Annotated in this window: 10 protein-coding genes; 6 read left to right on the top strand and 4 right to left on the bottom strand. The window is 67.2% G+C overall.

Features of this window, described 5'->3' with window-relative positions; translation table 11 throughout:
* Positions 1–41 precede the first annotated feature (41 nt).
* From nudC to V3G39_15660, 5 genes are all read left to right on the top strand, one after another.
* Positions 42–956, top strand: coding sequence for an NAD(+) diphosphatase (nudC, locus tag V3G39_15680; GenBank protein XAS76068.1), 915 nt, complete (start codon positions 42–44; stop codon positions 954–956).
* A 4-nt stretch (positions 957–960) separates the two neighbouring features.
* A complete protein-coding gene (locus tag V3G39_15675; protein XAS76067.1) occupies positions 961–3090 on the top strand; it encodes an ATP-dependent DNA helicase UvrD2 in 2130 nt (709 codons plus the stop codon).
* A gap of 129 nt (positions 3091–3219) precedes the next feature.
* On the top strand, positions 3220–3426 hold the full coding sequence (locus V3G39_15670) for a hypothetical protein (protein ID XAS76066.1): 207 nt from the start codon (positions 3220–3222) through the stop codon (positions 3424–3426).
* A gap of 130 nt (positions 3427–3556) precedes the next feature.
* The gene (locus tag V3G39_15665) at positions 3557–3841 is read left to right on the top strand and encodes a WhiB family transcriptional regulator (GenBank protein XAS76065.1); all 285 of its coding nucleotides are present in this window, start codon (positions 3557–3559) and stop codon (positions 3839–3841) included.
* A 57-nt stretch (positions 3842–3898) separates the two neighbouring features.
* Entirely contained in the window at positions 3899–4036 is a 138-nt protein-coding gene (locus V3G39_15660) for a hypothetical protein (protein ID XAS76064.1), read from the top strand.
* A 67-nt stretch (positions 4037–4103) separates the two neighbouring features.
* On the opposite strand, the gene V3G39_15655 is transcribed toward V3G39_15660, so the two are convergent.
* Both V3G39_15655 and V3G39_15650 read right to left on the bottom strand, forming a co-directional pair.
* Complete coding sequence (locus tag V3G39_15655; GenBank protein ID XAS76063.1) at positions 4104–5426, bottom strand: AarF/ABC1/UbiB kinase family protein; 1323 nt, start codon at positions 5424–5426, stop codon at positions 4104–4106.
* 14 nt (positions 5427–5440) lie between these two features.
* A complete protein-coding gene (locus tag V3G39_15650) occupies positions 5441–6253 on the bottom strand; it encodes a hypothetical protein (protein XAS76062.1) in 813 nt (270 codons plus the stop codon).
* Positions 6254–6397: 144 nt separating this feature from the next.
* On the opposite strand from V3G39_15650, the gene V3G39_15645 reads away from it, so the two are divergent.
* Positions 6398–7021, top strand: coding sequence for a YgjP-like metallopeptidase domain-containing protein (locus V3G39_15645; protein ID XAS76061.1), 624 nt, complete (start codon positions 6398–6400; stop codon positions 7019–7021).
* Here V3G39_15645 and V3G39_15640 read toward each other — a convergent pair.
* Both V3G39_15640 and V3G39_15635 read right to left on the bottom strand, forming a co-directional pair.
* Positions 7018–7602, bottom strand: coding sequence for an NUDIX domain-containing protein (locus tag V3G39_15640; protein ID XAS76060.1), 585 nt, complete (start codon positions 7600–7602; stop codon positions 7018–7020). The genes V3G39_15645 and V3G39_15640 overlap by 4 nt on opposite strands.
* 14 nt (positions 7603–7616) lie before the next feature.
* Entirely contained in the window at positions 7617–9128 is a 1512-nt protein-coding gene (locus V3G39_15635) for a zinc-dependent metalloprotease (GenBank protein ID XAS76059.1), read from the bottom strand.
* Positions 9129–9188: the final 60 nt, after the last annotated feature.

Here is a 9188-nt window from a genome sequence, read left to right as displayed (position 1 = left end):
ACCGCTAACGGTAGGGGAAATACGGGCCGTAGCCTGGGAGCGTGCCTGCGACACCCACAAGCCTGTCCGACCTCGTCCTGTCCCGCACGTCGCTGGACCGTGCCTCCCATCGCCGAAACGAACCTGAGCTGGTGCGCCAACTACTGGCGAACCCTGCCACTCAGGTCCTCGACGTATTCGGCGATCGCGCCAGCGTCGCGCGCGATCACGTCGTCTTGCGCCCACCGGTCGACGACGACTGCTCCAGACTCGCAATCTTCCTCGGAGTCGACGCGGGCGCCGATGTGGTCGCGGTCGATCGCGGCGACGACGAGGCGCCCGAGGATGCGGTCACCATGCGGGAGGTCGGTCTGCACCTGCCGGTCCGCGACGTCGGCATCCTGACGACCGCTCTGGGCATCCTGAACTGGCAACGCACGCAGGGGTTCTGCCCGCGGTGTGGAGCGCCCGCGCAGGTATCGCAGGCCGGGTGGGGCCGTAGCTGCACCCGGGAGGGGTCCGAGCAGTACCCGCGCACGGATGCGGCGGTGATCATGTCGGTCGTCGATGAGGACGACCGCCTGCTGCTGGCGCGCGGCACCAGATTCGGTGCGCAGACCAACAGGATGTCGGTGCTGGCTGGTTTTGTGGAGCCCGGTGAGTCGTTGGAGCACGCGGTGGCGCGTGAGGTCCTGGAGGAAGTGGGTGTGACGGTGTCGCAGGTGCAGTTCCGGGGCGATCAACCGTGGCCCTTTCCCGCCTCACTGATGGTAGGTTTCGCGGCCCACGCGACCAGCACCGATCTGGTGTTGGACCCTTCCGAGATCGAGGCAGCGCAGTGGTTCAGCCGCGCCGAGCTGGCGGACGCGTTGGTGGATCGGACGCTCGGCGTGCCCCCATCGCTGTCGATAGCCCGTCATCTCATCGAAGACTGGTACGGCGGCCCGTTGCCGCAAGCGGCCGGCGAGCGGTGGTGACGTGATGGAGGGCAGCGCCGACCAGGTGCTGGAGGGGTTGGACCCCGAGCAGCGGGAAGTAGCGGCTCACCCACTCGGTCCGATGTGTGTCCTCGCCGGGGCAGGTACCGGTAAGACACGGGCCATCACCCACCGGATCGCCTACGGCGTGCTCTCGGGCGCCTACCAACCCCGCAGAGTGCTTGCGGTGACGTTCACCGCGCGTGCGGCGGGGGAGATGCGGACCAGGCTGCGGGAGTTGGGGTTGCCGGGCGTGCAAGCCCGTACATTCCACTCCGCGGCCCTGCGTCAGTTGCATTTCTTCTGGCCCCAGACGGTTGGCGGGCCGGCTCCGGAGATTCTCAAGTACAAGGCGCCGGTGGTGGCCGAGGCCGGGTCCCGGTTGCGGCTGCGGTTGGACCGGGTCGTCATCCGTGACCTCGCGGCGGAGATCGAGTGGGCCAAGGTGGCGATGGTCGCTCCGCAGGACTATGTCGCTGCCGCGCGAGCGGCTGGTCGAAAACCGCCTGAGTTGGATCTGACCGCGATGGCGCGGCTCTTCGAGACCTACGAAGAAGCCAAGACGGCGCGCGGCGTGATCGATTTCGAGGACGTGCTGCTGCTGATGACGGGGATCCTCGCCGAGCGGCCCGATGTGGCGCGCACGGTGCGCGATCAGTACCGGCATTTCGTGGTCGATGAGTTCCAGGACGTCAACACCGTCCAGCAGGCGCTACTGGATCAGTGGGTGGGCGAGCGCACCGATCTGTGCGTGGTGGGCGACCCCGCCCAGACCATCTACTCCTTCACCGGCGCCAGCCCGCGACATCTGACCGATTTCGCCCGGCGCGACGGTGTCGCCGTGACCCGCCTGGTACGCAACTACCGTTCCACGCCGCAGGTGGTGCAGTTGGCCAACCTGGTTCTGCAGAGTGGCGGTAGGGAGGGATCGGGAATGGCGCTGCAGGCGCAGTCCGCACCCGGTCCGGTCCCGCAGTTGCTGCCATACACCGACGACCAGGGCGAGGCCGACGACGTTGCCGCGCGGATCAAGGCGCTGATCGCGAGCGGTGTCCCCGCCTCGCAGATCGCGATCCTCTACCGGATCAACGCGCAGTCCGAGGTGTTGGAGGCTGCGTTGTCAGCGGCCGGGGTGCCCTACCTCGTCCGCGGTGGGGAACGATTCTTCGAACGCAAAGAAGTACGGGCAGCCCTGGTTCTGTTGCGGGGTGCGATGCGCGGCGACGACGGGGTCGATCCGCTCGCCAAAGTCGTGCGTGACGTGATCACTGCTGCCGGCTGGTCTCCGACGCGGCCGGCGGGCGGGGCGGTGCTCGAGCGATGGCAGTCCCTGGACGCGTTGGCCAGCCTCGCTGACGACTTCGGCACCTCCAATGCCGGCCGAATGCGTGAGTTCGTGGCTGAGCTGGACCGGCGGGCCAGCGAGCAGCACGCGCCCACCATCGAGGGGATCACGCTGGCATCTCTGCACGCGGCGAAGGGCCTGGAGTGGGATGCGGTGTTCCTGGTCGGGTGCTCGGAGGGATTGTTGCCCTTCTCGATGGCCGAAGGCCCCGCGCAGGTCGCCGAGGAGCGCCGCCTGCTGTATGTCGGCCTGACCCGGGCCCGTCGCCACCTCACCTTGAGCTGGGCAGCCTCCAGACATCCTGGCGGCCGGGCCTCGCGGAAGCCGTCGCGGTTTTTGGCGGGGGCCACCGCGGTCCTCGGTGAAGGCGCCCGTCCGGCCGCTCCCGTGCGATCCGCCAGCAGCCGGGTGTCGCGGACCCGCGCGGCGAAGATGAGCACCTGCCGGGTGTGCGGCAAGACGTTGCAGGTGGGGGCCGAACGCAAGATCGGCCGGTGCTCGGACTGTCCCGCGAGCTACGACGAAGCGCAGTTCGAGGCGCTGCGTGCCTGGCGTCTGGCCGTGGCGACCGCCACGAAGGTGCCGGCCTTCGTGGTCTTCACCGATGCCACCCTCGTGGCGATCGCCGAAAAGGTTCCGACTGATCTGCCCGGACTGGCCACGATTTCCGGGGTCGGCGCCCGCAAACTCACGACCTACGGCGGGTCAGTGCTCGCGGTCCTGACCGGTGATGACCCCGCCGTAGTAGCCCAAAAGTGCACTGCCGCAATGGAATCGGCTAATCACTGATCCGTTCGAAGATCTTCTCCAGAAAATAGGTTGCCTGCGTCACCACGCCGCACGTAACCTCGTCGTTAGTCAGCCCGGCCGCTTCGGTGGCGGTCCGGGGCCGCAGGCAGTGGAAGGAGGGATGACCTGATGAAGACCACGACTTTTGTGATGCACCGCACGGAGCCTCGCGCGGATATCCGTCACCACATCGACATGTCGGGCATTGCCGCCACGTCCTGCATCAAGGGGACCAGTGTGTCCAGGCGCTTGCGTGCGACCGATGTCACCTATGTCCCGACCGGCAGCAATGCCTTCGCCCCGTCCCGTTCCGCTTCCGGCAGAGCGCCTGGCTGATCCACTCACCAGGTCCTTCTCCAGGCCGCGGAACCCGACATCGGGTCCGCGGCTTTTTTGTTCTCCGCCGCGGGTCCTCCATCACCGAGAGTGCCGGTCGCAGACCGGCGCGACCCATCAGGAGAAGGAAATGCTCACCGATTTGATCGACGCGACTGCGCAGCAGGTAGCAGCCGGAATCGACCTACCGTGCCGCGCCGGCAACCCCGAATTGTGGTTTGCCGATCGACCCCAGGACGTGGAGTTCGCGAAGGCGCTGTGCAGGCAGTGTCCACTGCAGGCAGCGTGCCTGGCGGGCGCCCTGCAGCGTGCAGAGCCGTGGGGTGTCTGGGGTGCGGAGCTACTCGTCAGTGGCGAGATCGTCGCGCGGAAGCGGCCACGGGGACGTCCCCGCAAGCATCCGGTCGCTGCGTGATGACCGCACGGCCAGCGCAAGACCAATGAATCATCATATCCAACAGGGAGTTTCACCATGCATAACTGGCAGTACATCCAGGCGCTGTCCCGACCACCGGGACGTAACCAGCAATCGCGCGGGGGAACCAGACCCGCACGAGAGATCACCAGTGAGGCGCGGCGGATCCAGCGGCGTCGCTACCGCAAGTACTGATATCGGCACATCGGGTCGGGTGGGAGATCGCCACCCGGCCCGTCTGTGTCGGTGAGCGGCCAGCTGCTCAGGTCAGCGGCGGGAACTCGGCACCGGGTACACAGCGGTCCACGATGGCGCGCGCAGGCACGGTGCCCTCGATCTGGCTGAGCACTGCGATGCCGCCGAGCCAGGCTCGGTGGATGAGGAGGTAGTTCGGCGGCAGGTTCAACTTCAACCCGATCGCGAACTGCGCGCTGCGTGGATCGTTGATGTAGGCAAAGATGCTGCGCATCCAGGCTCGACTGAAAGTGAACTCCTGAACGTGCAACGGCTCCAGGAATACCTTCAGGTACGACAGGATCGCCTCGTCATCCACGCGCACCCCGCGGCGGATGAAGCCCTCGCGCCGCAATCCTTCGACGAACGACTGTGCGTTGCCGTCGACCGCGTCGTTCAGCAGCGGTCCCAGCGCCGGTGGCAGTCCGTCCGGCAACCGGTTGATGGCGCCGAAGTCCAGCACCCCGAGTCGTCCGTCCGGGAGCAGACGGAAGTTACCTGGGTGCGGATCTGCGTGCAGCAGACCAGCTTTGAGCGGTCCTTCCACCAAGAATTGCAGGTAGCGGGACGCGGCGGTGTCGCGTTGTTCTGGGGTGCCGGTCGCGATGATCTGCGACAGCGGGATCCCCTCCATCCATTCGCTGACAATGGCGTTATTGGTGCCGGTGAGTACGTGTGGGATCGAGTACTCCGGGTCCCCGTCGTAGGCCTGCGCAAACTGCTCCTGCATCCGCGCTTCTTGCAGGTAGTCCGTTTCCTCGGCCATCCGACCCTTGAGTTCGTCCAGAATCGGTCCGAGGTCCAGACCCGGCAACCAACTCGTGGTCAGGCGCATGACCCGCGAGACCTGCTGAAGGTCCGACATCAGTGCTTCGCCGGCACCCGGGTACTGCAGTTTGACGGCGACGTCGCGACCGTCCTTCCACACCGCCCGGTGTACCTGGCCGATCGAGGCGGCCGCGATGGGCTTCTCCTGAAAGGACTCGAACTTGCCGCGCCACCGGGTGCCGAACTCATCGCGCATGATCCTGCGCACGGAGGCCACCGGCATCGCGGGTGCAGAATCCTGCAGCTTGGTCAACGTGGCCCGGTAGGGACCGGCAACCTCGTCGGGCAGCGCAGCCTCGAAAATCGACATCGACTGGCCGAACTTCATGGCGCCGCCCTTGAGGGAGCCGAGCACCTTGAACAGTTGGGCAGCGGTTTGAGCCTGAAGCTCCGCAGCCACCGCCTCAGCGGGTTTGCCGCCTACCCGTTTACCGAGTCCGATCGCTGTGCGGGCTCCGAATCCCAACGGGAGACTAGCGAGTCGCGCGGCGCGGGCGATGCCCTTGCGAGGCAGGTCTGTCATCTCTCGAGTATCACTTATTGCCATTCCGCGTCTGGGCAGCACCTAGGGTGTGGCCGCCACAGCCGGTGCTGGATGCGCGGCACAGGGCTGGTGATGGTGAGGGAAACCCCGACGGGCAGCGGCGCCCCGGTGAGGTAGCCGCGCGTGACGAGCCCGACCACTCCGGCGACAACGGCGCACAGGTCGGCGGGGGCACTGACGGTGGTGGCCGCGGAGCGACCAGGCGCTTCGGTGCTACCGGCAATCCCGATCCCATCGCGCCACGGTTCCTCGAGGGCGATGGGAGCCCAGCCCTGGTCCAGGACCGCCCGGTGGTGATCCAGGCAGCCCACACACGGTCCGATACCGGGTCGGATGAGTGGACCGACCACGGCACGCCGGGCGCCGACCGTGACCGGTAGGTGGGGTACGCGCTCGCGCTGCCAACGGTCGGCAGCTCCTGCGCAGATGTGTTCTGCGGCGATCAACACGGCCAGTGTGGTGGGGCTGCGGGCAGGTCTATCGCCCATGTCCGCAATCACGTGACGAACTGCCTGCGGCACGCTCCCACTGCCGCAGATCAGGACGCCACTGACGTCCGGGGCGGGTGTTCCGAGCGCACTGGCTGCATCGCCGAGCAGCTGAAGCACGGCGGGCCACCGAGGCGAGGGGGGCCTGGCCAGGTGGGCGCTGCCCCACTGCCGGGCGGTCATCGGACCCAACGCCACGACTGTCCTGGTCTCGGCTTCGGTCAAGCCGCTGAGGACGACAGCTGCATCCGACCCGAGGCCGAGATGGATCTCGCCAGGACGTCGCAGGTGGGCACGTAGCGGGATGGTTGAGGTCATCGGTGCGCTCCTTGCAGATGGTCGAGTCCACACCTTGACAGTGCCGAATGTCCGGCGCCGCAGTTATCCACAGGCACTCCTGTATCCACCGGGTCACCGTCGCGGGTTTGCCGTCCTGGCGGTGTTCGCGCCTAGATTGCTGTCATGCCGATGCGCCCGTCACGCCCGTCCAAGGCTGCTGCGCGCGCCGGTGGCGGCGGTGTCAGCACCTCGATACTGACGCGAGCTGACGGCCAGGAGGTCGAGATCCGTCGTTCGGCGCGCCGGACCCGGACGGTGTCGGCCTACCGCGACGGAGATCGGATCGTGGTGCTGGTGCCGGCCGGCCTTCCCGCATCGCAGGAGACACGGCTGGTCGCGGACATGGTCGCGAAAGTCACGAAGTCCAGACAGCATCAACGCCAGCGCCCGTCCGATGCCGAACTCCTTGCGTCTGCCGGGCGACTGTCCACCCGGTATCTGGGCGGAATGGCGCGGCCTTCCTCGGTGCGGTGGGTGGACAACCAGCGCACCCGCTGGGGGTCCTGCACCCCGGCGCACGCCACGATCAGGTTGTCGTCGCGGTTGATCGGCATGCCGGCCTACGTCGTGGACTACGTCCTGCTGCACGAGTTGGCGCACCTGTTGCGTGCCGACCACAGTCCGGGGTTCTGGGACCTCCTGTCGGCCTATCCCGACCTGGACCGGGCGCAGGCTTTCTTGGACGGGGTGTCCTTCGGCGCCGGGCTACCCGAGGATGAGGACGACATCCTGCACGCACCGCACTAGTGCAGTGGATGCGCCTCGAGCAGCTGATCTCGGATGCGCGGAATGACGGTCCGTAGTTCGTCGTCGGTGTCCGGTGGGAGCGCGTCGACCGGCCACCACTGCACGTCCTGCGATTCGGCCGAGCAGACCGGGACCGTGTCTTGCGCTGCGACAGCGGCGAATCGCACATCCAGGTGGGAGCGGCATGAGCCGAAGTTGGAGTTCAGCGCGTGATGACTCAGATGTACGACGCCGGGCAGCAGTGCCAGTCCCAGCAGGCCCGTCTCCTCCTGCGCCTCCCGTGCAGCAGCGCTGCCCACGGTGGCATCACCGGCCTCCAGATGGCCACCCGGCTGAAGCCAGCGGCCGACCTTTTTGTGCAGGACGAGACAGACCCGCTCGAGCGCCGCGTCGAAGACGAACATGCTGGCGGTGAAATGGTCCGCCGGCCCGTCGCGCCAGGTCGAGGACGGATCGCCGCGCGCGACCCGGAGGAACTCCTCCCACAGCCCACCCTGGTCACGACCGACCGTGGAAGTCTCACGATCGCTCGACAGTTCGCGGACGACGTCAGCAGCCAGTAGCGGGAATGCCGCGTCCACCCCAGCCGACCTGTCTATTTGTCCGACGCGGGCGAATCGTCACCCTCATCATCAGTCTGAGGCCCACGGAATCCGAGACCCGGCTTCTGATCACCTGTGCTGCCGTGTTCACCCTCCATCTCCGCTTCACCCTGGGCAAGCAGCGCGTCCAGCGCAGCGTCCACGTCATCGCGCTTCGGTTGCTGAGGCTCGCCTGTGCTGCGCGCGACGTAGGCCGACGGATTGTCCAGATCATCGGCGTTCGGTGCGAAGTCAGGGTGCTTCCAGGCGCCGTCGCGGGCCTGCGGTCCGGCGGTGTCCTCCAACTGGCTGAAGAGCGCAGCGGCATCCCTCAACCGTCGGGGCCGCAGCTCCAGACCCACCAGCGAGGCGAAGACGCGTTCGGCGGGGCCTCCCGCGGCCCGGCGGCGACGTACTGATTCTGCTAGGGCGCCGGCGTGCGGAAGGTGGCCGACTGCGGCCCGGTCCGCGACGACGTCGACCCAACCCTCGACCAGGGCCAGCAGCGTCTCCAGGTGAGCGAGCGCGCGTCGTTGGGATTCGCTGGGCTCAGGGGCGAACAACGAGCCCTGTAGGGCTTCCTGCATGGCCGCAGGGTTGCTGGGGTCGATGTCCTGGAGCTGGCGTTCGATGCTCTCGGTGTCGATGGCGATATCGCCGGCGTAGCTCTGCACGGCCGCGATGAGTGCGGGAGACAGCCACGGCACGGATCGGAACAGTCGCATCCGTGCGGCTTCCCGGGTGGCGATGTAGAGCTGGACCTCGCCGGCATCCGCCTGCTGGCCCTCGGCGAATACGTCGATGTTCGCAGGCAGCAGGACGACGGCGGTGCTGTCTGTCAACGGGATGCCGATTTCGGTGCCACTGACCAGGTCGCCCGCGAGTGCGCCGACCGCCTGGCCGACCTGGGTGGCGAACATGGCGCTGCTCATCTTTTTCATCATCGGCTCCAGCTGTCCCATGACGGCACTCATGTCCATTCCGGCCGGCAACCCGAACTGTTCACCGGCTCCCTCGCCGAGCGATCCGAGTTGCTCGTGCATCGCGTGCTGGATGGCGTTACCGACGCCGTCCGCGACCGGTTCGACCAACCTGCGCCACATCGGCATCGTCTGCTCGACCCACTCCGCTCTGGACACGGCGCGGCCGGGCCCGACCGCGGCGAAATCCGTGACGTCGTCCAGCCACAGGTTCGCCACCTGAACGGCCTGATCGACGTCAGCCATCCTGCGGGCCGAAACACTGGCATCGCCAGCAGCAGAAACCTGCTTGCGCGCAATGTCGGTAGCCATCGTGATGTTGAAGCCGCCGTCTGCGGGGGCGGACATCATCGCCTGCAGCTGCGCCTGCAGCATTCCGAGGGTCGCCGGATCGAGCTGGCCGGCACCCATGCTCTTGAGGGCATCGGCCAGGCCGGAGGCACCGGCAAGATCACCACCGCCCATCAGGGAGCGCAACAGCTCTCCGAGATCGGGTTGGTCGGGGTCGTTGGGTTCGCCGGGACGGCCCGGGGGCAAGTCACTCATGTGTACTCCTCGAAACAAGACGGTGAGAGAATGCGTCTTGTCCCAGATAACCACGACAGG

It is taken from the genome of Dermatophilaceae bacterium Sec6.4 (assembly GCA_039636865.1).
Taxonomy (GTDB): Bacteria; Actinomycetota; Actinomycetes; order Actinomycetales; family Dermatophilaceae; genus Allobranchiibius.
Note: the sequence above shows the minus strand (reverse complement) of the source record. Positions and strands in the feature narration are given on the sequence as shown.

Coding starts and splice junctions, on each gene's coding strand:
- V3G39_15665 (XAS76065.1), top strand. CDS start 3,557: ATGCTCACCGATTTGATCGACGCGACTGCGCAGCAGGTAGCAGCCGGA.
- V3G39_15650 (XAS76062.1), bottom strand. CDS start 6,253: ATGACCTCAACCATCCCGCTACGTGCCCACCTGCGACGTCCTGGCGAG.
- V3G39_15645 (XAS76061.1), top strand. CDS start 6,398: ATGCCGATGCGCCCGTCACGCCCGTCCAAGGCTGCTGCGCGCGCCGGT.
- V3G39_15655 (XAS76063.1), bottom strand. CDS start 5,426: ATGACAGACCTGCCTCGCAAGGGCATCGCCCGCGCCGCGCGACTCGCT.
- V3G39_15635 (XAS76059.1), bottom strand. CDS start 9,128: ATGAGTGACTTGCCCCCGGGCCGTCCCGGCGAACCCAACGACCCCGAC.
- V3G39_15675 (XAS76067.1), top strand. CDS start 961: ATGGAGGGCAGCGCCGACCAGGTGCTGGAGGGGTTGGACCCCGAGCAG.
- V3G39_15670 (XAS76066.1), top strand. CDS start 3,220: ATGAAGACCACGACTTTTGTGATGCACCGCACGGAGCCTCGCGCGGAT.
- V3G39_15660 (XAS76064.1), top strand. CDS start 3,899: ATGCATAACTGGCAGTACATCCAGGCGCTGTCCCGACCACCGGGACGT.